The following is a 22,159-nucleotide window of genomic DNA, read 5'->3' as shown; positions in this document are numbered from 1 at the left end:
GCCCCGCCCATCCGCAGCCGCAAGTGGCGGCCTACTTGAGTTCGTCGAGGGCCCGCTTCTGCTCTTCCGTCAGGGCCGGCTCGGGCTCTGCATGCCGCTTGCGGCGCGCCCCGATCCACACCACGATCCCACCGATCAGCAGCACCACCGGCGCGGCCACCCAGAGCAGGATCGTGTGCGGCGCCACCACCGGGTTGAGCAGCACGTACTCGCCATAACGGGCGACGAGGAAGGCGCGGACCTGATCGTCGGTGTCCCCCGCGACCAGCCGCTCGCGCACCAGCACCCGCAGGTCGCGGGCGAGGTCGGCGTCGGACTCGTCGATCGACTGGTTCTGGCAGACGAGGCAGCGCAGTTCGGTCGAGATCGCCCGGGCCCGCGCCTCGAGCGTGGGGTCCGCCAGCATCTCGTCGGGCCGAACGGCGAGCGCGGGCACGCTCAGCAGCACCAGCATCACGATGGCGAGGAGCGCCCTCATTCGGCTGCCGCCCGGGCCGCGGCCGGCTGTGGTGCGCCGACGCGCAGCCGGCGGTAGCTGAGCGACAGGAAGCCGGCGCCGGCCATGATCAGGCAGCCCAGCCAGATCAGGGTGACATAGGGCTTGTACCAGAGCCGTACCACGGTCTTGCCATCCGGGGTCGGCTCGCCCAGCTGCAGGTAGAGCTGGCTGAAGCCATAGGTTTCGATCGCCGCCTCGGTCGTCGGCTGGCCGCTCGCGACGTAGATCCGGCGCTCCGCCAGCGCCGTACGTACCCCACCACCCGGCGCGCGGATCGAGAAGGTGCCGGTGTCGGACACGAAGTTCGGGCCTTCGACGTGCTGCATGCCTTCGAACGTCACCTGGTGATCGCTGATCACCACGCCCTGCCCCGGCGTCATGATGGTGATGAGTTCGTTCTGCCAGGCGCTCGCCGCGACGATGCCGATCACCGAGAGGCCGAGCCCGAGGTGGGCCAGCGCCGTAGCCCAGGCGGTACGCGGCAGGCCGAACAGGCGCTTCAGCGACGTGACGACATCGGTGCGGAAGAACCTGGCGCGGTCGACGAGCTCGGCAAGGGCGCCGAACGAAACCCAGAAGCCGAGCAGCAACCCGAGCGGCGCCAGCGACACCGAGGCACCGGTCAGCGCGAAGCAGAGGACGGCCGCGAACAGCGCCAGCCCGGCCGCACCGGCCAGCCGCTGCGTCACCGCGATCAGGTCGCCGCGCTTCCAGGCGAGGAAGGGCCCGAAAGGCAGGATGATCAGGAGCGGCGCCATGATCGCGCCGAAGGTGAGGTTGAAGAACGGCGCACCGACCGAGATGGTCTCGCCGATCAGGGCATCGAGCAGCAGCGGATAGAGCGTTCCCACCAGCACAGCCGCGAGTGCGGCCATGAGGAACAGGTTGTTGAGGATCAGCGCCCCCTCGCGGCTGATCGGCGCGAACAGCCCGCCGGCCCGCAGCGACGAAGCGCGGAAGGCGAACAGCGAGAAGGCGCCACCGATGAAGGCGGCGAGCAAGGCGAGGATGACCATGCCGCGCGTCGGATCGGCGGCGAAGGTGTGCACCGAGGTCAGGATGCCCGAGCGCACCATGAAGGTGCCGAGCAGGCTGAGCGAAAATGTGATGATGGCGAGGAAGATCGTCCAGATCTTGAGCGCGTTGCGCTTCTCCATCACCAGCGCCGAATGGAGCAGCGCGGTGCCGGCGAGCCATGGCATGAAGCTCGCGTTCTCGACCGGATCCCAGAACCACCAGCCGCCCCAGCCGAGCTCGTAGTAGGCCCAGTACGAGCCCATGGCGATGCCGAGCGTCAGGAAGCACCAGCTGACCAGCGTCCACGGCCGCACCCAGCGGGCCCAGGCGGCATCGATCCGGCCCGAGATCAGCGCCGCCATGGCGAAGCTGAAGCAGACCGAGAAGCCGACATAGCCGAGGTAGAGCAGCGGCGGGTGGATGGCGAGGCCGATGTCCTGCAGGATCGGGTTCAGGTCCTTGCCCTCGAACGGGGCCGGCGACAGGCGCAGGAACGGGTTCGAGGTGAAAATGGTGAAGCCGATGAAGGCCGCGGCGAGCAGGCTCTGCATCGCCAGCACCAGCGCCATCAGGTCCTTGGGCAGGTTACGCCCAAAGGCCGCGACGGCCGCGCCCATGATCACGAGGATCAGCACCCACAGGACCATCGAGCCCTCGTGGTTCCCCCATACCGCGGTGATCTTGTAGATCAGCGGCTGGGTCGAATGGGCGTGCTCGAAGGCGAGCTTGAGCGAGAAGTCCGAGGTCACGAAGGCCTGGATCAGCGCCACGAATGCGGCCGCCACCAGCACGAACTGCAGTACCGCCGCCTGCTGGAGGTAGCCGGCAACGGCCTCACGCCGCCAGAAGGCAAGGCCCACCACCGCCGAGATGGCGGCAATGGCAAAGGCGAGGACGAGGGCGAAATGGCCGAGCTCGATGGTCATGCCACGCCTCCTGCTGCTGGTGCGGGAAGCGCACCCCCCACCCTGTCCCTCCCCCGCAAGGGGAGAGGAGACGCCAACACTTCTACCAGTGCGTTACGAAGACTTGCGAGCGCAGGTCTCCCTCCCCCTTGCGGGGAGGGAACAGGGGTGGGGGTATACTTCCGCCACGATGCTGACAACACCTTCAAAGCGGTGCCCCTTCGCGCTGCCATTCGCCGCGCTTCTTGAGCTCGTCCACTAGCTCTTTCGGCATGTAGTTCTCGTCGTGCTTGGCCAGCACGTTGGTCGCGGCGAACGTGCCCGTGGCGGAGACGCTGCCTTCCACCACCACGCCCTGGCCCTCGCGGAACAGGTCGGGGAGCAGGCCGACGAAGTGCACCGGCATCTCGGTCTGCCCGTCGGTCACCACGAAATCGGAGGTCTGGCCAGCACGGGTCCAGGTCCCTTCCTTCACGAGGCCGCCCAGGCGAATGGACGTGCCGGCCGCGATCTGGCGTTCCTGCACTTCGCTGGGGGAATAGAAGAAGACGATCTGGTCACGCAGGGCGACGAAGATCAGGCCGGCGGCCACTACCAGTACGGCGCCGAGTCCACCGATGATCGCCAGGCGTTTCTGCTTACGGGTCACTTGTTTGCCACCAATCCGTTATCCGCTGCGAGAACATCGAGTTCCGCGCGATCCCCGGCATCCGGGTATGCCTTGCGGGCCAGGTCATACGCCTGCTGCGCAAGGTCGTTTTGACCCAGCACAAGCCGCGAACGCACCAGCCGCGTCCATTCTGCGATCGTACCGCCATCGGCCATCAGCCGGGCCGACAGGCCATCCACCATTCCGGCAATGGCCGACTCGTCGGGGAGCGCGCCGCCGTTGAGACCGGTCTCGGCCGCTGCCAGCCCCGCCTCGGCATTGGCAACCCAGCTCTCGTCGCCCTTGGACAGCTTGAGCAGGTTCTCCCATTCGGCCTTGGCGGTGGCGAAGTCGCCCTCGCGCGTCGCCTCGCCGGCAATGTAGTAGCGCGAGCGGATGTGTGCCGGATCGCGCGCCGCAGCGCTGCGGAACAGCTCCATCGGCTCGCCCTTGGCGTCGCCGCCATTGGCCATCATCACGGCTTCGCCGAGATCGGTCTCGCGGTCGGCGTTGGGTCCTGCGAGTTCGATCACCTTGCGGAGGGCCGTTGCCGCATCGGCGAAACGGCCGAGCTGCATGTAGGCCGGAGCGACGACGGTCCAGCCGCGCAGGTCGTCGGGGGTCTGCTTCAGCTGCGCCTCGATCCGCGCAATCGCGTCGTCGAGCGTGAGGGTGGACGGGGCAGCGTCGGTCCGCGTCGCCAGCGGCTGCGCCGGGAGGTCCGGCCGACCCAAAGCGCCATAGATGCCGAAGGCCAGCAGCGCCGTTGCAATCGCCGCACCGGCGACGATGCCGCGCTTGCCGTTGCCCTGCGCGACCGCGCCGGGACCGGCCTTCAGCCGCAGGAGTTCGCGCGCCAGCTCGCCCTTGGCGGCCTCGGCTTCGGCCGGACCAAGGCGGCCAAGGGCGGCGTCGGACTCGATTTCCTTGAGCTGAAGCCTGAGGTGCTGCACCTCAGGGCTGTCTACAACGGCAGGGCTCGCGTTGACCCTCCGCCGCGCACCCGCATAATAGAGTGCGGCGCAGGCGACAACTGTGACCACAATAGCGAGCGACCAGAAGACCATGTACAGAACCGTGCCTCAAAGGAGGGTGCTGAAATGCGCCCGATCTATAAAGGCATTCGGGCAAATAATGCACCCACACACACGGTTGTGTGGCGGACGCATCGTCGCATGCGCACAGGTCCACTGATCCCATGGCCAGCGACGGTTTCGACTACCTGATCGTTGGCTCGACCCCACTTGCGGGCCTTGTTGCCGGCCTTCTCGCCAGCGCCCACGGCAAGCAGGTCTGTATCGTCGGCGAGCCCTTCTCGCCCTTCCGCCTGCAGCGCAGCCTCACGCTGTCGGTCGCACCGGTCACCCGGCCGGAGACGCTGATCCTGCTGCAACGGGCCGCGGCCGAGGCCGTCCGGCTCGTCAATGGCTGGGGCAAGGGCCTCGTGACCCGCGTTGATCCCCTCTTCATCGCCGAGACGCCCGAGAGCATCGCCGCGCTCGGCTACTTCCGCCAACTCGCCCTGGCGCTCGGCTATGCCGTCGAGCCCGTTGCGGACCGGAGCCTCGCCGAGGGCCTGATTCTCAGGGTGCGCGATGTCCAGCTCCTCGGCCACGGGCGGTTCGAGCCGGCGCTCGAGCAATGGCTCGGCCAGCACGGCGTCAGGCGGCTCGATCGCGCCGAAGCCGCCGTCAGCATCCGCAAGGACGGCACGGCGCGGATCACTGCCGGCGAGCTTGCCGTCGACGCCGCGCGGTCGATCCTCCTCGACGACGAGGCGATCCTCACCCATCTGCCCGAGGACTCACGCGACCGCAGCCTCGTCGAACAGCCGGCCTCGGCGCTGCTGCTCGAAGGCGCCAAGGGCCTCTCTGCCCCGTACCTCGCCTTCCTCGATCGGGGTGTGACGCTCACGCAGGATGGCCGCGCCGGCGTATCGGCGCTGACGTCGGGCGATCCCGCCACCACCCGCGCCCGGCTGGGCAGCGCCGCGGCCCGGGCGGGGGCGCTGCGCATCGCCGGGGAGATGGTCTTCAACACGATCGCGACCACGGACGGCGCGCCCTATGTCGGGCCGGCGCGCGGTGGCAAGGCCGTGGTCGTCGCGGGGCTAGGCCCGGCTGCCGCGTTCTTTGCGCCGGCCGTGGCGCGCCACCTCGCGGGCGCCTCGCCGGCCGATGAAGAGGCCTGGTTTGCCGCGCGCGGCGCCACCCGCGGCAATCTCCGGCTGCAGGCGGCCGAGTACGCACCGGTGTCGGCGTGAGCGAAACCCCAAACCGGTTGCCGGGCGACGCACCACATGGCCTCGGCGGTTCAGCCATCGACCGAAGCCGGCGCATCAGTTTCCGCCTCAACAGCCGTCAGATCGAGGGATTTGCGGGAGACTCGGTGCTTTCGGCCGCTCTCGCCGACGGCATCCAGATCGCGGGGCGCCATGGCGACGAGCCCATCGCGCTGGACGAGACCTTTGCCCCCCTCGTTTCGACCGGCAAGGGCGCCGCGCTGCCGATGGAGCGCACGCCGGCACTCGATGGCGTCGACTTCGTCACCATCGGCGACCGGCGCGACCCGATCGCGTCGGGTGGCCTCCTCGGCACCGTGCGCCACCTGCTCGTCGGCCCGGCGCGTACACTCAATCATCGCTTCGGCGATGCAACCGCCATCGCCGCACCCTGGCACAATGCGTCGCCCACCGAGACGATCGAGGCCGATTTCGCCATTGTCGGCGGCGGCATCGCCGGGCTCAGCGCTGCGGCTGCCGCTTCGGCCGCGGGCAAGAGCGCCGTCCTCGTCGAGCGCACCGACACGCTGGGCGGTATCACACGTTATTTTGGCGGCATCGACGGCGAGGCGTCGCCCGACGAGACCATCACCGAACTGCTGGCGGGGCTCGAGGGAAAGACCCCGGTCACCGTACTGCTGCGCGCCGAGGCCTTTGCCATCGCGGGCACTACCCTGCGCGTCCATCAGGTTGTGGTCGATGGCGACCGGCCGACCTCGCGGGTGGTGGCGATCGTTGCCAGGCACATCGTCATCGCGACCGGCGCCATGGAGCGGCTGCCGGTCTTTCCGGGCAACCGCACGCCCGGCATTGCCGGCGCGCTCGCCGCCTACATGCGGGCGGAGCGCTACGGCGTCTGGCCGGGCCGGCGCGCGCTGTTCACGACCCCGCAGAGCTTCGCCTACCGCCTCGCCCTCCATGCCGCCGATGCCGGCGTGGCGGTCCAGCGCATCGTCGACAGCCGGCTCGCGCCGCTCTCCCGCTTCGTCGATTTCGCCAAGGCCATGGGCATCACCCTCGCCTCGGCGCTCGCGCCCAGCCACGCCGAGCCGCTGGAGCGGAACAAGCCGGGGCTCAGGGTCAGCTTCTCGGTCAACATGGATGAGATCAGCCACGATGCCAGCGCGATCGAGACCGACCAACTGATCGCGGCGGGCGCCTGGCAGCCCGATATCATGCTCTGGCTTCGCGCCGGCGGCGCTGCCGCATGGGACGAGACCAACGGCTGGCTCGCGCCTCGCGGCTCGGTCGCGACGCTCTCGCTTGCCGGCTCAGCCGCAGGCTTGCGGACCAACGCGGCGGCTCTCGCCAGCGGCAAGGCCGCTATCCTCACCCAGCTCGGCAAGTCGGCCCCGCGCGTCGTCGACCACGTCATCGAGGAAGCATTCGAGACGCCGGATGCGCACACCTCGGTCGCGCCGTTCCGGCCTCACGCCAAGGGCAATACCTATCTCGATCGCGGCGCCTCGCTCATCACCCGCCGCTCGGCCGAAACCAGCCGGCACGGCATCTCGGGCATCGCGGTCCGCCCGGTCCAGCTCAGCCTCGGCGACATCGCGGCAGCGGTGGATATCGGCTCGATGGCGGCGCGCGACGCCGGCTCGGTTGCCGCCGAGCGCTGCGCCCTCGCAGGCGAGATCACCGACACCGGCTGGCGCGTCCATCCGCCTGCGCCCGCGACTGCCGAGGTGCCTGCCCCACCGGTCTGGCTCACCGGCCGCTTCGGCGACAAGCCGCAGGTGTGGGCCATCGCGTCGGCCGACGCACGCAATTTCGGCCCCGGGTGCCTCGTCTTCACGAACTCGGAAACCAGCGATCCGCTCAAGGCGATCGGCATCATCTATGCCGCGCCGCTCCCCGGCACGCATGGCGGCATCGCGATCATGGCGGGCACGCCGGACAACGCGTCGCTCTTCGTCCGCGACGCCGGCACGGCGGTCGCATCGCGCCTCACGGGACAGTTGAAGCTCAAGAGCTAGCCGGCCCGCCGCTCGACGCCGTCACGGGCACGGCGCAGCACATCGGCATAGTCGGGGTTGAAGCGCAGCGAGGCCATCTTGATTGCCGCATCGAGGCGGGCGCCGATGACACGGTCGGCCGGGTTCTGGCGGAAAAGCTCGAGGTTGCGCTGCACGTGGATTTCGAGAGCCTGCCCGACCTGGTTCCATATCTGGTCGAACAGCGCATTGAGCGCCAGCGAGTCGCGACAATCACGCACCATGGCCATCACGTAGCAGCCGTTGAGCGCGGCCAGCACCTGGTCGCTGTCGATCCGGTCGGTGCCATGATGGCGGCGGAGGGCCAGGTTGATGTCCGGCCCGACTTCCCGGAGCCTCGGGTCAAGCAATTCCGAGACCGTCTTGGTCAATGCCGCAATGATCGTCGACCAGCGCGTCAGCCGGCCCAGCTCGACAAAGCCGGTCACGGCGCGCATCAGCCGGTGGAAGCGATCCATGGCGCGGCAGATGAGATCGACATCGGAGAAGGCGCCGCGCTGCTGCAGGGCCGGGATCTGCGCCTGCGCGTGGCTCAGCATGGCATCGACCAGGGGCCCGAAGCCGGCACGCTGGACCGACGCCTCGGTGGCGGAGTCGGCGATGCGGACCACGGCGGCCATCAACCGGCCCGGATGGGTCACCTGCCCCATCGCCGCCTGCATCAGCAGAGCAGTCACCGCCTGGTCGGCGAGCGGCATGGACTGGAGCGCGAGGCCCAGCGCCGCATCGTCGGTCATGGCGTTGGTGGCGCGCCCGAAGGCCTGCGCCTTGTCGAACAGGGCCCGGCACTTCAGCGCACCGAGGATCACCGGCATGCGGGCGAACACATCGTCACCGCCCACCTGGATCTTCAGCCGCCGCAAATCCTCTTCCGAGGTGACGGCAAGCCGCGCGCGAGCGCGCTGCAGCAGCTCCGGCACGAGCGCATCGAGCGCCTTACGCGCCGCTTCGTCATCGGTGGCAGTGGAGTCGATCAGGTCCGGCGCGACGTCGCGGACCAGCCAGGTCCAGGCCGACCGGGCGTGGCCTTCGGCAATGGCGCCGGCGAACTCGAAAGTCGTGATGCCCGGAACGAGGACGGCGTCGATGAGCCCGAAAAAGGGCCGAGCCACCAGCTGCGGACCGCGCGAAGGCGCGGTCTCGGTCGGAGCGGCTGAGGCAGTCCTGTCGTTCATGGAAACCGGGGGGCGATGAGGTCCAGCGTAGTCCCTGACCCTAGCTGCCCCCGGTAAACAAATGGCTGATCGGGCAAGCTCGCCCGATCAAATCGCCATCAGCCAGTGACGCTCCAGTTGCCGGTCGCATCACGACAGGCGGTGCCCTTGCGGGCATGCGGAGCGCCGCCGACGGTCACCGTGTGGGTGAAGTCGCGGCAGTCGATGTTGTTGACGCGCACATAGGGGCCAACGGTCACCGAACCGGCAACGCCCTTGTCGCCGTTCCAGGTGCGCGGTGCGCCCGGGCGGCCGAAGGTCAGCGCGTTGAACTGCGCGCTCGCCGCTTCGGATTTGTCCTTGGCGGTCAGCTGGCCGAGGATCGAGCCGTCGACGAAGGCGCTGACGTCGTTCATCGCCACTGTGGTCGGCTGGATGGCGGTCGTCGCCGGCAGCGAAGCGGGCGTGATCGTCGGCTGGGTGGCGAGGGTCGAATTCGGCTGCGGCAGCGTCGGGCCAACAGCGATGTCGGAGGTCGAGGGGCCCATGCTGCACCCGGCGAGCAGGAGCATGGCGAGGACTGGAAGGGCGCGGACGGGCTGCTGCATGTCGGTCTCGGTTGAAGGCCGGGGCCTTACTCTTTTCGTATTGAGGCGAAAGTGCGGAAGCCAGCGACCTTGGCGGCAGGCAACCGCAGTTCGGCTAGCAGGCCCCCCAGCACAGACCGTTTCAATTGCAAGGAGCCGCCGTAGACGTCAACCAGTTCCTTGACGATATCCAGCCCCAGGCCCGATCCGGGCGTCTTCTCGTCCAGCCTGACACCTCTACGCAACACTTTGGTCGCTTCTTCCTCGGTCAGCCCCGGTCCGTCGTCGTCGACCTTGATCAGCAGGTTGGTCGTTCCGTCGCGCCTTTCGGCCACAACCGTGACGCCGATCGAGGACTTGGCCCACTTGCAGGCATTGTCGAGCAGGTTCCCCGCCATCTCCTCGAGGTCGCCCTCGTCGCCGCGGAACCAGGGCAGCGAGGCGTCGGGCCGGACCATGGCGATGGTCACGCGCGGGTTGAGCTTCTGCATCACGCGCGTCAGCCGCAGCATGACGTGGGTCGCGTCTGCCTTCTTGCCCACCACCGCGGAGCGGGCGGCAAGCCGCGCCCGGTCGAGATAGGTGGTGACCAGCTGGCTCATCTTCTCGGTCTCGGTCGAGACGACCTTGGCCAGCAGGTTGGACTTGTGGGCGACCGCCTCGTTGCGCAGCACAGCGATCGGCGTCTTCAGCCCATGGGCGAGGTTGCCCACCTGGTTGCGCGCGCGCTCGACGATCTGGGCGTTGGCGCGCAGCAGCTCGTTGATCTCTTCGGAGAGCGGAGCGATCTCGGCGGGATAGGAGCCGGTCACGGACGGGGCGTCGCCCTCGCGCACGCGCTCCACCTCGCGCCGCAGCCGCCCGATGGGCCGGAGGGCCAGCCGAGCGACGATGGTCGACATCACCGCCAGCATGATCGCCACCGCGCCGAGCACGATCAGCGTCTGGCCGCGGAACTCGTCGACCAGCGACAGGATCTCGTCGAGCGAGCCCGTCACCATGATGTGGAGCGGCACGCCGTTCACGGTCACGGCGCGCTCGATCACGCGGATCTTGGTGCCGAACGGGTCGGTCACCACCGCGGTCTTGGCGTTGGTGCTGTCGAACGGGCCTGGGAGCGGGCCGAGCACCATGCCGACATAGGAGTTGGAGAAGTTGAGCAGCTCGCCGTCTTCGGCGCGAATAGCCCAGTACCAGCCCGAACCCGTGCGATCAAAGCGCGGATCGGCAACGCTGATCTGGTCCGATTTCGGGGACTCCGACAGCAGGCTCAGGTCGGTCAGCGTCTCGACGTGGAACTCAAGCGTCTCGACGAGGCTGTTGTCCAGCGCGCGGGAGTAGAGCTCGGTGAGCAGGAAGGCCGTCGCCACCAGCGCGACGATCAGCCAGCCGGCCGACAGCAGGAACAGCGCGGCCGCTATCGAGCCCCGGCGGCCCTTCGGTTGAGTCGAGGTCTGCTCGCGGGGGCGGAACCACCCCCCGATCCGATCACGCCAGGTGGGACTGTCCGTGCTCAATCCTCAGCAATCTGGTAGCCGAGCCCCCGCACCGTCTGGATGCAGTCGTCCGGCAGCTTCTTGCGCAACCGCCCGACGAACACTTCGATGGTGTTGGAGTCGCGGTCGAAATCCTGGTCGTAGAGATGCTCGGTCAGCTCGGTGCGCGAGATCACCTTGCCCTTGTGGTGCATCAGGTAGCTCAAGAGGCGCAGCTCGTGGCTGGTGAGCTTGATGGAATGGCCGTCCACCGTCACCTTGCCCGCCTTCACGTCGAGCCGGACCGAACCCGCCACGATCTCGTTGCTGGCCTGGCCGGCGGCGCGGCGCACCAAAGCGCGAACGCGGGCCAGCACCTCTTCCATATGGAAGGGCTTGGCAACGTAATCGTCGGCGCCGGCGTCGATGCCCTGCACCTTGTCGCTCCAGCGGTCGCGGGCGGTCAGCAGCAGCACCGGCGTCTTGCGGCCGGCGCGGCGCCATTCCTCGAGCACGGAGAGCCCGTCCATCTGCGGCAGGCCGATATCGAGCACGATCGCGTCGTACGGCTCCGTGTCGCCCAGGAAATGGCCCTCTTCGCCGTCGAAGGCCACGTCGACGACGTAGCCGCCTTCGGTGAGCGCCTCTTTCAGCTGGCGGTTGAGATTGGTGTCGTCCTCAACGACGAGAATACGCATATCGGTCCCCTTGTGCCGCCGCGACCGGACCACGCGCCCGGCTTAGCCGGCCCTTCGCGCAAGGACGGTCGAGCCCGAATTCTACAGAACGCCTCACTGGGCGGGCAAGCTCACAGGTTTGCTTTCGCCGGTCTCGTCCATCACGTTGACCTGCCACTCCCACTGGCCGCCGACGTTGCATACCCGTGCCTGCGAACTGATGATCTTGCCGTCGACACCCGACTGCGCGATCGCCTGCGACAGCTGAACCAGCTCGCCGGTATCGATCTTTTCCTGGATCTCGCGCTTGGACAGGCACTCCTGCGCCGAGGTCGGCGCAGCCAACCCCAAGCCCAGCCCCAGCGCCAGGACGCCGGCCGCCACCAATGTCAGTTTCTGTGTCATCGGGGGGTTATGGGGTGGAATGGCTGAATGTGGGATGAACGGGGGCTGCTTCCCCGGCCATTGCCCACACTGTAGCTATGCGCTACATTCCGTGCATGAAGCAGATCGCCTACACCAAGGACGCGTTGAGGGCGCTGCGCAAGATGCCCACCAACACGGCCGAAAGGATCAGGGCGAAGATCGAAGCATATGCAACCGATCCGGCCTCGCAGGCCAACAACGTCAAGGCGTTGCAGGGTCGGCCGGGTATCCGGCTCCGGGTCGGCGACTGGCGTGTCATCATGGAGGATGGCGCGGTGCTGGCCGTGCTGCAGATCGGGCCACGCGGCGGCATCTACGACTGAAGGAGACTCTAGATGAACGAGATGGTCACCATCACCAAGGCCGAGTACGAGCGCCTGCTTGAGGCTGCCGAAGACCTTGCCGATATCGCAGCCTACGACCGAGCCAAGGCCGCCCTTGCCGCAGGCGACGACGAACTCATCCCCGCCGAGTTTGCCAACCGGCTGATCGCCGGCGAAAGCCCCGTCCGCGTGTACCGGGAGTTCCGCGGCCTGACCCAGGTCGCGCTCAGCGAGGCCTCCGGGGTCAACCGTGTCCAGATCGCCAATATTGAATCCGGCAGGAAGCGGGGATCTGTGGACACATTGAAAAAGCTGGCAGGGGCGCTTGGGGTGTCGCTGGACGACCTGGCTTGAACAGCGCCGAGTCTCCGCCGCGGAACCGTCGGGCACCTGGTCAGCACGTAGGTGAAAGCACCATCAGGTGTCGCCAACAGAGCACGACTCGGTCGGCATCCTAAGATGCCCCGTCGTGAAACTTTGGGGATCCGGGAATGGCAAAGAAGTCACCGTGGCACTCTGTGAAGCAGAGCGTTCACCACAACAACACCTCCTGCAACACCGGCAACAACATCGAGAAAGAGAACCTTCGCGACGGTACCGGCGGGAAGCCGCTTTGCGCGGAATGTGCCAGGCTTGCCTGAACGGAGGACGACTGCGACTGGTCGAAGTCTACTGGCGCACAGCGATGGGTCGACAGTGTCGCCGACCCATCGCCTGCATGTGCCCTAGACGGCCCCCTTAATTCCCTTGCGCAAGAACAAGATCGCCAGCCCCTCCATCAGCAGCTGACCCGCCGCGTGCCCCTCGAAGCTGGGCAGGTCCACGCCCACGAGTTGGCTGATGGCCGCGAGCACCATGGCTGCGGCGACGATGTAGGTCTTGAAGCCGTCCAGAATTCCGAAAGTCATCAGGGTTCTCCTCAGTTGGGATGACAGGAAGCCCACCAGCAGCCTGAGCCGCTGGCGGGCGATGGCCTCGTCGAGGCCATCGAAGATGGTCTTACGCATGGAAGGTGCCGGCCCCCGGATGTCCCGGCCCGAAGACCGGGCTCAGTTGCTCTACGGTGAAGTCGAACGAGGCCGGCGGCGCGCCGAAATCTGCGGCCTGCTGCGCGGCCGTGTAGGTCGCGCCCGCTGCCGCTGCCGCGATGGTCCGCACCGGCGTCGGCCCATCGAGGATGGTCACCCGGTAGGCCTCGGGCACGTGCTCGAGCGGAACTTCCACCGCAGCCCAGGCGCCGGCATCGGCTCGGCTGCGCCGCAGCCAGCTGAGGCTCACGTCGCCCCCTGCCCCGCGCACGGCCCTCAGATGCACCGGCGGCAGCGGCAGCACCGGCCCCAGCGACGCCGTCGCCCCGAAGGCCGTGCCCGTCCCGTCGTGTCTCCCGGCAAAGGCCCGCAGTGCCAATTCCCCGCCGAGCCAGTCCGGCTCGACCGGCAGCACCACGACATTGCCGTCGAGCACGACGAGCCGGTTGCCCACAGCCGCCGGTCCCATCGCCACATCGCTGCCCCCGAGCCCGCGCAGCAGTTCGGTGAGCCGATAGCGGCCGGGCGCAATCAGTTCGGCGCCGGCAAAGCCCAGCACCTCCCACTCGCCCGCGTCGGTCTCGACCGCGATCCGGTTCGCGCCCGCGAGCGCCGCCTCTAAATCCACCGGCGCGATATGCCCGCCGCTGAGCTCGATCTCGATGCTCCGCCGGTACCGCACATGCAGAGGCCCCGCCGTCAGCGGCGTCAACAGTTCGCCCATCGCCGCCGGCCGCGCCAGCCGCGCGATGCGCGACCCCGTCGCCACCAGCTGCACGTCCACCTCACCCGGCCAAGGGCTGGCATAGGCGGCGAGCAGCAGCCACGAACGATCCGGCGTCGCCGGGTCGGGCGGCAGGTGCGCCGCGATCAGGGCAGGCTCGGCCATCGGAGCCGGCGCTGTCGGTGCGCGCGCCGGCCGGTCGCTCAGCACCGCGGCCCTGACCAGTGGCGGCAGCGCCCGCGCCGAGACACGGCGGCTCCGCCCGTCACGGATCTCGGCAATCTCGAACGGTCCCTCCCCCTCCCCGGCAAGCGCGATCACATCGCCCACCTCGAGAGCCAGTTGTGAAGGCGGCAGGTCGAACTCCAGCGTCTCGCGCCGCGCATCGGTCGCCCGCAGCAGCTGCTCGGCCACCCCGCGCGCCGCTGCCGCCTCCAGCACCAGCCCCGTATTCTCCCCGGCCACCGCCGCTCCCTCGGGCCGCATCGCGGTTACGGTTCCCGTCAGATACTCGCGCTCGCGATCGACATAGCCCACGGCCAGCCGCGCCACCGTCGCCGATGGGTCGGGCCGCCGGCGCGAACGCACCGGGCCCTCGTCCTTCACCAGATCCTCGCCATCGAGCACCACGGCCGGAAGCAGGTCCGGCCCCACAAGCTCCAGCCCATCGGCGCCATCCCGCACGGAGAGACCCGCCGCCGCGAGCGCCGGTGCCGTCGCATCGCGCCAGCTCACCACGCCCTCGACCGCCACCCCATGGATCAGCGGCCCCGCTACATCCGCCGCTCCCAGCCCGACACCGAAATCATCGGCGACAGCCCGGGCCAGCTCATCGGGCGCCAGCGCGCCCAGCCGGCCGGTCAGCCAGTGTCCCGCCGCATGGTTCTCGCCATCGGCCCAGCTCGCCGTATCGGTCGGAAACGCCGGCCACGGCCGCGCGTCCCAGGTCCAGAGCGAGATCCGCCCCACCATGGGGTCGCCCTACCAGTGGTTGAGGTGCGCGCGCAGGAACTGGCGCTGCATCAGCGCATCCGGCGCGCCCGTCGAGAAATGCGGCCGCCCGTCCTCGGCGCTCTTTGCGTCCGGAAACATGTTCGGCTGGTTGGCGCCCTTGTCGACCGCTCCGCACCCGAGTTCCGTGAACCAGATCGGCTTCATCCCCGGCACCCAGGCCGTCGGGCTCGCCGCGCGCACTCCGCCGACCCGGTCGTGATGCGCGTTGCCCCACCAGCCGGCGATATCCTTGAACCGCCAGACCCAGTGCTCGCCATGCGCCCCGTCGCTGATCGGGCTTCGCGCGCCCGCCAGCCGGTCGGAGGCACTGGCATAGTACCAGTCGAACCCCTCGCCGCCGTCGATCCCCGCCTCGAGATGGGCGAGGCCATAGGGCCCATCGCTCCCCGCGTCCGGCCCGTCCTCGCCGTCGCGCCAGTCGGCGATCGGCATGTAGTTGTCGATCCCCACCATCGCGATGTCGTCGCTGGCCCAGAGCGGATCGAGATGAAACCACTTGTCTCCCGGCGCGTCCGGCGGCTGGTAGCCGTGATACTCGCTCCAGTCCGCCGCGTAGGTCAGCTCCACCGAAGGCGCCAGCGCCCTTGCCTCCGCCGCCAGCGTCACCAGCGCATCGACGAACGGGAACCCGCCCGTACCGCGCGCCGTGGTCATGCCGATCATCTCGGAGCCGATCACCAGCGAGTCCGCCCCCGCCTCGTCCGCGAGCCGGGCGTAGTGCCGGACGAAACGGCGGTAGCCCCACCCACCGGCCGAGCCGACGAACTCTGCGACCTGCGCCGCAGCGCCGCCGCCCACCGGCGCGATCCGCCCGCGCCAGGGATAGGCCGGCTGCCCCATCGGGTTGCCCGCCGGGATGTCCATCAGCAGCATCGGGTAGATCGTCACCTCGAGCCCGCGCGCCTTGAGGTCGGCGATCACCGCCCGCACCGCCGCATCGGAAGGCGTCCCGCCATAGGCCGGCCCGCCGCCGTGGCTCGAAACCACCTGCGCCGTCGCCCGCGTCAGCCCCGCAACGCTCCAGCTCGTGCCCTTGATCGTGCGGCTGGCCGCCTCGACCTTGGGTCGGATCGAGCATTCGCCGCAGCGCAGATCGTCGCCGAACCAGGCCACGACAAGCGAAACGTGATCGAGGTTCGGACAGAGATCTGCCAGCTCGTCGATCGACAGTGTCCAGTCGCTCACCAGCGCCGAAGCATGGGCGTTCTCGCGCCCCACGGCGCCCCGCCCCGTCACGCGGACGCGCGGCACCGGGTCGTAGCCGAACTCGGTCGCCCCCGGGATCACCGTCACCGAGCGGATCATCGGCTCAAGCTCGCCGACCACGCGACAGAGTTCCACCGTGATGTTGGGGATGCGGTTGCCGAACTGGCCGAGCGGCAGCCGCTCGAACACGAGGTAGCAGAGCCCGCGATAGGCCGGCGCGGCGTCGCTTCCCTGCCTGGCCTCCATCAGGCTGTCCGCCTGCTGCGTCTCCGTTCCGCGATAGAAGCGGATCGTCATCCCCTCGGTCTCGAGCACCTGCCCATCGGCCCAGACGCGTCCGAGCCGGTGCACCTCGCCCTCGCACAGCCCAACGGCAAAGCTCGCCACGACCTGCCGCTCTTCGGCCTCCGGCGCCGTGCCCTTGGCGCCCGAGTCCTCGCCGGCAATCTCCTCGAGCTCGGTCGCCCAGATGATGTTGCCGGCCAGCCGGTTCCAGCCATAGAGCCGCGGCACCGCCCCGCCCTCGGCCGACCCCGAAATCCGGATATCCACCCCGGGCGCCCGCTGCGGCTTCTCCGCAAACAGCGCCTGATCGACCACCGACCCAGCCAGCGCCCCCAGCGCCCTGCCAATAGTCGCGCCGATCGGCCCACCAATCGCTCCACCAATGAACTGCCCGGCGACGGGTAGTGCGAGAGTTGCCATGATGTCTCCTAGAGCTGGATGATCCAGTCAGGGCCTTCTCCCCTTGTGGGAGAAGGTGCCCGAAGGGCGGATGAGGGGTCGCGCAACCCCTTGGGTTGTGCGGTCGGAGCGAAGCGACGAGCGACGCAATGCGCGGACAGGACCCCTCATCCGGCGCTCCGCGCCACCTTCTCCCACAAGGGGAGAAGGCACCCGACTGCTAGCCCAGTGTCGGAAACGCCAGCACCCGCGCCACCCGCTTCCGCCACCCATCCGTGAGGTTCCCCTCCACCACGCCCAGCCGCTCCTGCGCGTGGACGAACCGCCCCTCGCCCACCATGATCCCGCAATGCCGCGGCAACGCCGCTGCCCCCATGCGGAACAGCAGCACCGCCCCGGGACCCATCGCCCCCGGCGCCAGCCACTGCCCGGCCAGCGCCTCCAGCTCCGCCGCATGCGAGGCATCCCGCCAGTCCGCCCGGTAGTTCGGCAGCTCCGGTGGCTCCGTCCCATAAACCGCCCGCCACACCCCGACGAGCAGCCCGAGGCAGTCGCACCCTGCCCCGAGCGTTGCCGCCCGGTGCCGGTAGGGCGTGCCGACCCAGGCCCGGGCCGCCGCCACGATCTGGGCGCTCATCCGACCAGCGTCCGCCCGTCCATCACCGCTCCCTCGCGCGGGTAGCGCAGTACGAAGTCGGTGCCCGGGATGTGCGGAAAGCCGCGGAAGTTCGCCACGTTGCCGAACCGCTCCCGGCATGTCGCAAACCGCCTGTCGCACCCCGCCGTCAGCACCAGCTGATCCGCCGCATCGACCCATTCCCCCACCGCCGAGCCGAAGCCCAGCACGTCCACGCCACCCAGCCGCTCATGCGTCACCACCCGGTCCCGCAGGCCTTCGCGCCTGCCGCTCCCCCAGGCCGCAACGCCAAAGGCGAACCAGCCCGGCTCAAAACCCTCGATCCCCCCGATCACGATCCGGAACCGATCCCGCACCCCGACCACCGCCGCCTCGGCGCGATAGTCCTGATCGTCGAGGTTCACCCGGCAGCGGGCATCCCCCAGTTCCGCGTCGCACAGCGCCTGGTAGATCCGCCCCTTCGGCTGGTTGATCGCGTGTTGACCCGAGCGCAGCTCGGCGCGGAACACCCCGTCCTCGCGCACAATCTCGCCGATGGTCGCCCGCCCCAGCAGCACCCGCTGGTTCACGTCGCGCCAGTTGACCCGCCAGGTCTCCACCTCCGCCCCGTCGAACCGGCCGAGCAGGATGTCCTCCTCCGATATGGCGTCCGAGTGCAGCACGCCGGCGACCTCGGTCGTATCCACGCTCGCGCCGAGTTTCCCGGTCCGCTCTCCGCCGTCGAGCCCGTGCGCCGGCAGATACTGTGTGTCGCCGAACGCCAGCGCCACGTCATGGTCGGTGAAACCCAGCACCAGCCCGTCGCTCCGCACGATCCGCCAGCAGGTGGCCAGCGTCGTCGCGCCGCTCGCAATGTGGGCGGCAAATCCCGCCTCCAGCGCCCTCATTCGCGCACCTCGATCAGCGGGATCGCCGGCACCTCGGCCGCATCGAAGCTGGTCAGTTCCACATCCAGCCGGTCGATGTCGAACCGCACCGGCACATCGAACAGGAACCCCGCCGTCACCACGGCTCCCGCCCCCGGCGCCGCCTCGAAGGTCACCCTCCCGGTCAGCGGATCGACCTCGAAGTCCGTGGTCACGACGCCCCCCACCGCCACCATCACCGACCCCGCCACCGGCTTCGTTATCGGCCTCAGGTAGGGGTCGAACTCGGCGCCATAACGCTTAGTCAGATCGAAGGAAACACGTACGCCATCGCCCGTCCCGATCATCTGGTCCAGCGCCGTCGGCGCCTCGGTCCCGTTCGATGAATGGTCGAGCCCATCGCGCCAAAGGAACGCATGGAACCGCCCCCGCCGCTCCTCGAAGAACGCCAGCACCGCCTGCATGTCGGCCCGCGACTTCACCCCATAGCCGGCATTGTACCGCCGCCGCGAATGCGCCCACCGGCTGTTGCGCTCCTCGCGCCCGGAGGCGAGCGTCACGATGTCGGTGGCGCGCTCAGGCCCCCCACGGGCGCCAAGCGATATGTCGAGGGGAAAGCGGCTGGGATGGAAGGTCATCTGAGATATCCTCGCGTGTGGCCGCCCCTCACCCCAACCCTCTCCCCAGAGGGGCGAGGGGGCGATGTGGCACCGGCAGTTCAAAAGTGCGTCCCCTCTCCCCTCCTAGGAGGTGCGATAGCGCCCTCCGAGGGGAGAGGGCCAGGGTGAGGGGCAGCCAAGCGCACTGAACGGACTAACTCCCCCGCGTCCCCCGCCGAACCGCCCGCAGCAGCATCGCGCTCAACTCCGCCTCGCTCGCCGCAAAACTCCGCGCATCACTCGCCGTCACGTTGAACGTCACGTTCACCGCCCCGCCGCCACCGCCGGCGACACCCAGCCGCCCGTCCGATCCGCGCGCCAGCGGCAGGATCGCTTCGGCCCCGGCCTCACCCGCCAGCCCCAGTCCGCGCCCGAGCGGAAAATACGCCGGGCTCGCCAGCACGCCGCCCTTGGCGAACGGCGTCACCGCCGGGTTGGTCATCTGGAACAGGCTCTCGATCGCTCCGCTCACCAGCCCGGCAACTGGCTTGAACGCCGCCTTCAGCGCAATCTCGGCAAAGGCCCCCGCCACCTCGCCCAGCACCGATTTCAGCGACTTGCCGTCGAGCACCGCACCGCGAAACGCCCGGCTCAGCGACTTGCCAACGCCGTCCGCCAGGTCGCCGATCCGCTCGAGTTCCGCCGATACGTCGTCGAGCCCCGCGAGGCTGTCGCCAAACGGATCCGCCATCACGTCACCTCGTCAGGAAAGGCCGCCATCAGCCGGCCGAGCATTTCGCGCCCCGGCACCACGCCCCGCGCCCGCCCTGCCCGCGCCTCGAAGGCCGCCGCCAGCTCCCTCGGCGTCAGCCCCCAGAACTCCCTGCTCGAAAGCCCCAGCACGCCGAAACCGAACCGCATCGCCTCGTCCCACGGAAACGCTTTCATGCCGCCTCCCCGAACGTCGCGCGCAGCAGCCGCGCCGCGATTTCCGCCGCGCCCTTCAGCCCGCCCTCGATCGCCATCCGCGCTAGGTCATCGTCGGTGATGGCATTGCCACCGCCGCGTAAGCCCGCCCCGATGATCGCCGTCAGGTCCCGCGCCGAAACCCGCCCCGAGCTGAACCGCTCGCTCAAGCCCACGAGATCCCCCGCCTGCAGCCGCGCCTCCAGCTCCGCCAGCGCCCCCAGCGTCAGGCACAGCACCCGCTCCTCACCCTCGAACACGGCCGATATCTCACCGCGCTGAATGTTTGGCATTACCTCTCCTCCTGCACAGAACCCTCGCTCCCCTCCCCCCTGAGGGGAGGGGTTGGGGGTGGGGGTCCATCGGTGATCACCGAACTACCCCCTCCCTCGATCCCTCCCCTCAAGGGGGAGGGAGGCTAGGCCACCGCAAAGCTCAGCTGCCCGGCACTCTCCAGCGCCAGTTCGAACGTCACCTCGCCGGCGTGATCCGCGGCAAACTCCAGCGCCACGATCTGGAACGGTCCCTCGACCGTGCCGAAATCGGGCAGGATCAGCTGCCAGTTGCGGATCGTTCCCGCAAAGAACAGCGAGCGGATCGTCGCGTCCGACGCCTGGTCCTTGAAGATCCCCGACCCGGCCACCGCCGCCCGCTTGATCCCGCCGCCCGCCAGCAGTTCGCGCCAGCGCCCGGCACTCTCCGCGTCGGTCACGTCGATCGCCGCCGCATTGAACGCGAGGCTCCGCGAGCGCAGCCCCGCCACCGTGACGAAACTCCCCGACCCGCTCTGGTCGAGCTTCAACAGCATGTCCTTGCCGCTCTGGGCGGTCATGTCGCGTCTCCCAAGTGAACTATCCGGCTCCCCTCCCCCTTGAGGGGAGGGGGTGGGGGTGGGGGTCCATCGGTGATCACCGGACGACCCCCTCCCTCGATCCCTCCCCTCAAGGGGGAGGGAGGCGCTGCAGAGCGCTCAGTGGCTAAGCCACCGGCTCCGAGAAGAACCGCACCGCCACCGCCGCCCGCGCCTGCCCGGTTTCGCCGTCGATCGCCGTATCGGTCCGCTCGTGCTGGATATGCGTCACGGCCAGCCCGACGGCAGTCAGCGCCTCGGCCACCGCCACGACGCGCTCGGCAATCGCCAGCGCCGCCTTCCGGCTCGGCTGCCCGGCCCAAACATGCAGCGTCACATCGCCATCGCGCGGCAGCAGGTCGTGCCGGGCGATGGCGACATAGGGCGGCGACGCAGCCTGCGGCGGCGCATCGAAGATGCCGACGCCGGCCAGCCCGGGGTCGCCGCGGAGGTTCGCCACCAGTGCCGACTGCAGTTCGATGATCGGATGGGTCATGGCGCGCCGCCCCACCCCACCCTTGATCCCTCCCCATCAAGGGGAGGGAGACGGTGTGGCGCTGCCGTTGCCACAAACGCCCTCCCTCCCCCTTGGGGGGAGGGTAGCGCAGCCAGGGCCAGCGGCCTGTAGCGCAGCTGGGTGGGGGTGAGCCCCACGCTCGATGCCAACCCGCTCACCCCACCACCCCCGTCTCCACGCAGGCGCAGCTCAGCCAGGCGCGGCGCCCGTTCAGATCCACCGCCGAAACCACGCTCAGCCAGCGCCCGCGATAGCCGAAGCGGTCCCCCGCCTTCACGTCGGTCCTGAACCGCAGCACCACGGAATGGCTCACCGCCACGCCCCGCGCATCGGCCTCGCCGACCTGCCGGCCGCTCAGCGCGCGGACCCGGGCCCAGAGCGAGGTCACCGGCACGAAGATCACCGCGTGCCCGCCCTCGTCCTCGCCCGTCGTCTCGCGCCGCTGCAGCGAGACGCGGTCGGTGAGGCTCCCCACCGGCGGCGCCGCGGTCACAGCCGCACCGCGCGATAGTGCGCGACAAGCCGGTCGAACCCCGCCGGCGCCACGCCCGAGGCGGCCACCACCGCCGCATCGCGATGCTCGAACCAGTGCGCCACCAGCGCCAGCAGCGCCTGCTTCAGGTCCGCCGGCACGTCGCCGGCAGCGCCATAGCCCGCGTCATAGTCGATCTCGATGGCGAGCCGCTCGCGCAGCACCGGCATGCCCGCGACCGTCGCCGGCAACATCAGCCCCATCGGCTCGAGCTGGAACTGTCCGAGCCCGATCGCGTGCTCGTCGTCCTGCTCGTCGAAGGCGCGAACCGCGACCAGTTCGAGCACCGGCGAAACCGGCAGCCGCAGCGCCTGCTCCACCGGCCAGCGATCGAGCACCAGCCGCCAACTCTGGCGCACCAGCGCCCGCCCGGTCGTGCCCTCGAGGTGCAGCCGCGCCGCCGCGATCAGCGTCGTCACCAGCCCGTCCTCGCCTGTGCCGTCGAGCCTCAGGAAAGCCCGCGCCTCGGCAAGCGAAACCGGCTCCTCCGCGGGTCCCGCGAGAAGGTAGGAAATCATTGGATGTCCTTGAAAGGTTGGGTGGTCT

At 69.2% G+C, this 22,159-nt stretch carries 26 protein-coding genes; 4 read left to right on the top strand and 22 right to left on the bottom strand.

All coding sequences use genetic code 11. The features are described from left to right. Positions 1-31 precede the first annotated feature (31 nt). The 4 genes from PRN20_RS08880 to ccmI all read right to left on the bottom strand — a co-directional run bounded on the left by PRN20_RS08880 (position 32) and on the right by ccmI (position 4,137). The gene (locus PRN20_RS08880) at positions 32-478 is read right to left on the bottom strand and encodes a cytochrome c-type biogenesis protein (RefSeq protein WP_273956946.1); all 447 of its coding nucleotides are present in this window, start codon (positions 476-478) and stop codon (positions 32-34) included. Continuing rightward, positions 475-2,442 (bottom strand): heme lyase CcmF/NrfE family subunit, encoded by a 1,968-nt coding sequence (locus PRN20_RS08875; protein ID WP_273956945.1) that lies wholly within the window; start codon positions 2,440-2,442, stop codon positions 475-477. The genes PRN20_RS08880 and PRN20_RS08875 overlap by 4 nt, the downstream gene beginning before the upstream one ends. Positions 2,443-2,626: 184 nt before the next feature. Then, positions 2,627-3,070 carry a cytochrome c maturation protein CcmE gene (gene ccmE, locus PRN20_RS08870; protein ID WP_273956944.1) on the bottom strand — a complete coding sequence of 148 codons (444 nt, stop codon included), beginning with the start codon at positions 3,068-3,070 and terminating at the stop codon, positions 2,627-2,629. Then, positions 3,067-4,137 carry a c-type cytochrome biogenesis protein CcmI gene (gene ccmI, locus PRN20_RS08865; RefSeq protein ID WP_273956943.1) on the bottom strand — a complete coding sequence of 357 codons (1,071 nt, stop codon included), beginning with the start codon at positions 4,135-4,137 and terminating at the stop codon, positions 3,067-3,069. The genes ccmE and ccmI overlap by 4 nt, the downstream gene beginning before the upstream one ends. Before the next feature lie 131 nt (positions 4,138-4,268). On the opposite strand from ccmI, the gene PRN20_RS08860 reads away from it, so the two are divergent. Together PRN20_RS08860 and PRN20_RS08855 are read left to right on the top strand one after the other, a co-directional pair. After that, positions 4,269-5,333 (top strand): hypothetical protein, encoded by a 1,065-nt coding sequence (locus PRN20_RS08860; protein WP_273956942.1) that lies wholly within the window; start codon positions 4,269-4,271, stop codon positions 5,331-5,333. Next, complete coding sequence (locus PRN20_RS08855) at positions 5,330-7,330, top strand: FAD-dependent oxidoreductase (RefSeq protein WP_273956941.1); 2,001 nt, start codon at positions 5,330-5,332, stop codon at positions 7,328-7,330. Before PRN20_RS08860 ends, PRN20_RS08855 begins: the two co-directional genes overlap by 4 nt. On the opposite strand, the gene PRN20_RS08850 is transcribed toward PRN20_RS08855, so the two are convergent. The 5 genes from PRN20_RS08850 to PRN20_RS08830 all read right to left on the bottom strand — a co-directional run bounded on the left by PRN20_RS08850 (position 7,327) and on the right by PRN20_RS08830 (position 11,646). Beyond that, positions 7,327-8,523, bottom strand: a complete 1,197-nt coding sequence (locus tag PRN20_RS08850; protein ID WP_273956940.1) for a hypothetical protein — start codon at positions 8,521-8,523, stop codon at positions 7,327-7,329. The two genes, PRN20_RS08855 and PRN20_RS08850, sit on opposite strands and share 4 nt — an antisense overlap. Positions 8,524-8,621: 98 nt before the next feature. Continuing rightward, on the bottom strand, positions 8,622-9,110 hold the full coding sequence (locus PRN20_RS08845) for a hypothetical protein (protein WP_273956939.1): 489 nt from the start codon (positions 9,108-9,110) through the stop codon (positions 8,622-8,624). A gap of 26 nt (positions 9,111-9,136) precedes the next feature. Continuing rightward, positions 9,137-10,606 (bottom strand): sensor histidine kinase, encoded by a 1,470-nt coding sequence (locus tag PRN20_RS08840; protein ID WP_273956938.1) that lies wholly within the window; start codon positions 10,604-10,606, stop codon positions 9,137-9,139. Beyond that, positions 10,603-11,262 (bottom strand): response regulator transcription factor, encoded by a 660-nt coding sequence (locus PRN20_RS08835; RefSeq protein WP_273956937.1) that lies wholly within the window; start codon positions 11,260-11,262, stop codon positions 10,603-10,605. Before PRN20_RS08835 ends, PRN20_RS08840 begins: the two co-directional genes overlap by 4 nt. A 93-nt stretch (positions 11,263-11,355) precedes the next feature. After that, positions 11,356-11,646, bottom strand: coding sequence for a hypothetical protein (locus PRN20_RS08830; RefSeq protein ID WP_273956936.1), 291 nt, complete (start codon positions 11,644-11,646; stop codon positions 11,356-11,358). Between the two features lie 95 nt (positions 11,647-11,741). Here PRN20_RS08830 and PRN20_RS08825 point away from each other — a divergent pair, with 95 nt between their 5' ends. Both PRN20_RS08825 and PRN20_RS08820 read left to right on the top strand, forming a co-directional pair. After that, positions 11,742-11,990: a type II toxin-antitoxin system RelE family toxin gene (locus PRN20_RS08825; RefSeq protein WP_273956935.1), complete on the top strand. Its 249-nt coding sequence runs from the start codon at positions 11,742-11,744 to the stop codon at positions 11,988-11,990. A gap of 12 nt (positions 11,991-12,002) precedes the next feature. Continuing rightward, positions 12,003-12,344, top strand: a complete 342-nt coding sequence (locus tag PRN20_RS08820) for a helix-turn-helix transcriptional regulator (RefSeq protein WP_273956933.1) — start codon at positions 12,003-12,005, stop codon at positions 12,342-12,344. A gap of 371 nt (positions 12,345-12,715) precedes the next feature. Here the strand turns inward: PRN20_RS08820 and PRN20_RS08815 are convergent, their stop codons facing one another. The 13 genes from PRN20_RS08815 to PRN20_RS08755 all read right to left on the bottom strand — a co-directional run bounded on the left by PRN20_RS08815 (position 12,716) and on the right by PRN20_RS08755 (position 22,131). Beyond that, the gene (locus tag PRN20_RS08815) at positions 12,716-12,997 is read right to left on the bottom strand and encodes a hypothetical protein (RefSeq protein ID WP_273956932.1); all 282 of its coding nucleotides are present in this window, start codon (positions 12,995-12,997) and stop codon (positions 12,716-12,718) included. Beyond that, positions 12,990-14,714: a GTA baseplate fiber-binding domain-containing protein gene (locus PRN20_RS08810; RefSeq protein WP_273956931.1), complete on the bottom strand. Its 1,725-nt coding sequence runs from the start codon at positions 14,712-14,714 to the stop codon at positions 12,990-12,992. Before PRN20_RS08810 ends, PRN20_RS08815 begins: the two co-directional genes overlap by 8 nt. A gap of 9 nt (positions 14,715-14,723) precedes the next feature. Continuing rightward, positions 14,724-16,667, bottom strand: coding sequence for a baseplate multidomain protein megatron (locus PRN20_RS08805; protein WP_273956930.1), 1,944 nt, complete (start codon positions 16,665-16,667; stop codon positions 14,724-14,726). A 199-nt stretch (positions 16,668-16,866) separates the two neighbouring features. Then, entirely contained in the window at positions 16,867-17,283 is a 417-nt protein-coding gene (locus PRN20_RS08800) for an NlpC/P60 family protein (RefSeq protein WP_273956928.1), read from the bottom strand. Further along, positions 17,280-18,170, bottom strand: a complete 891-nt coding sequence (locus tag PRN20_RS08795; RefSeq protein WP_273956927.1) for a DUF2163 domain-containing protein — start codon at positions 18,168-18,170, stop codon at positions 17,280-17,282. Before PRN20_RS08795 ends, PRN20_RS08800 begins: the two co-directional genes overlap by 4 nt. After that, positions 18,167-18,787: a DUF2460 domain-containing protein gene (locus tag PRN20_RS08790; RefSeq protein ID WP_273956926.1), complete on the bottom strand. Its 621-nt coding sequence runs from the start codon at positions 18,785-18,787 to the stop codon at positions 18,167-18,169. Before PRN20_RS08790 ends, PRN20_RS08795 begins: the two co-directional genes overlap by 4 nt. A gap of 175 nt (positions 18,788-18,962) precedes the next feature. Then, positions 18,963-19,499 carry a phage tail tape measure protein gene (locus PRN20_RS08785; RefSeq protein WP_273956925.1) on the bottom strand — a complete coding sequence of 179 codons (537 nt, stop codon included), beginning with the start codon at positions 19,497-19,499 and terminating at the stop codon, positions 18,963-18,965. Continuing rightward, positions 19,499-19,696: a phage tail assembly chaperone gene (locus PRN20_RS08780; RefSeq protein ID WP_273956924.1), complete on the bottom strand. Its 198-nt coding sequence runs from the start codon at positions 19,694-19,696 to the stop codon at positions 19,499-19,501. Before PRN20_RS08780 ends, PRN20_RS08785 begins: the two co-directional genes overlap by 1 nt. Next, on the bottom strand, positions 19,693-20,007 hold the full coding sequence (locus tag PRN20_RS08775) for a gene transfer agent family protein (protein ID WP_273956923.1): 315 nt from the start codon (positions 20,005-20,007) through the stop codon (positions 19,693-19,695). Before PRN20_RS08775 ends, PRN20_RS08780 begins: the two co-directional genes overlap by 4 nt. A 125-nt stretch (positions 20,008-20,132) precedes the next feature. Continuing rightward, positions 20,133-20,546: a phage major tail protein, TP901-1 family gene (locus PRN20_RS08770; protein ID WP_273956922.1), complete on the bottom strand. Its 414-nt coding sequence runs from the start codon at positions 20,544-20,546 to the stop codon at positions 20,133-20,135. A 145-nt stretch (positions 20,547-20,691) separates the two neighbouring features. After that, complete coding sequence (locus PRN20_RS08765; protein WP_273956921.1) at positions 20,692-21,060, bottom strand: DUF3168 domain-containing protein; 369 nt, start codon at positions 21,058-21,060, stop codon at positions 20,692-20,694. A gap of 175 nt (positions 21,061-21,235) precedes the next feature. Continuing rightward, positions 21,236-21,574, bottom strand: a complete 339-nt coding sequence (locus tag PRN20_RS08760; RefSeq protein ID WP_273956920.1) for a phage head closure protein — start codon at positions 21,572-21,574, stop codon at positions 21,236-21,238. Next, positions 21,571-22,131 (bottom strand): head-tail connector protein, encoded by a 561-nt coding sequence (locus PRN20_RS08755; protein ID WP_273956919.1) that lies wholly within the window; start codon positions 22,129-22,131, stop codon positions 21,571-21,573. Before PRN20_RS08755 ends, PRN20_RS08760 begins: the two co-directional genes overlap by 4 nt. Positions 22,132-22,159: the final 28 nt, after the last annotated feature.

The organism is Devosia sp. ZB163, assembly GCF_028613635.1.
GTDB lineage: Bacteria > Pseudomonadota > Alphaproteobacteria > Rhizobiales > Devosiaceae > Devosia_A.
Note: the sequence above shows the minus strand (reverse complement) of the source record. Positions and strands in the feature narration are given on the sequence as shown.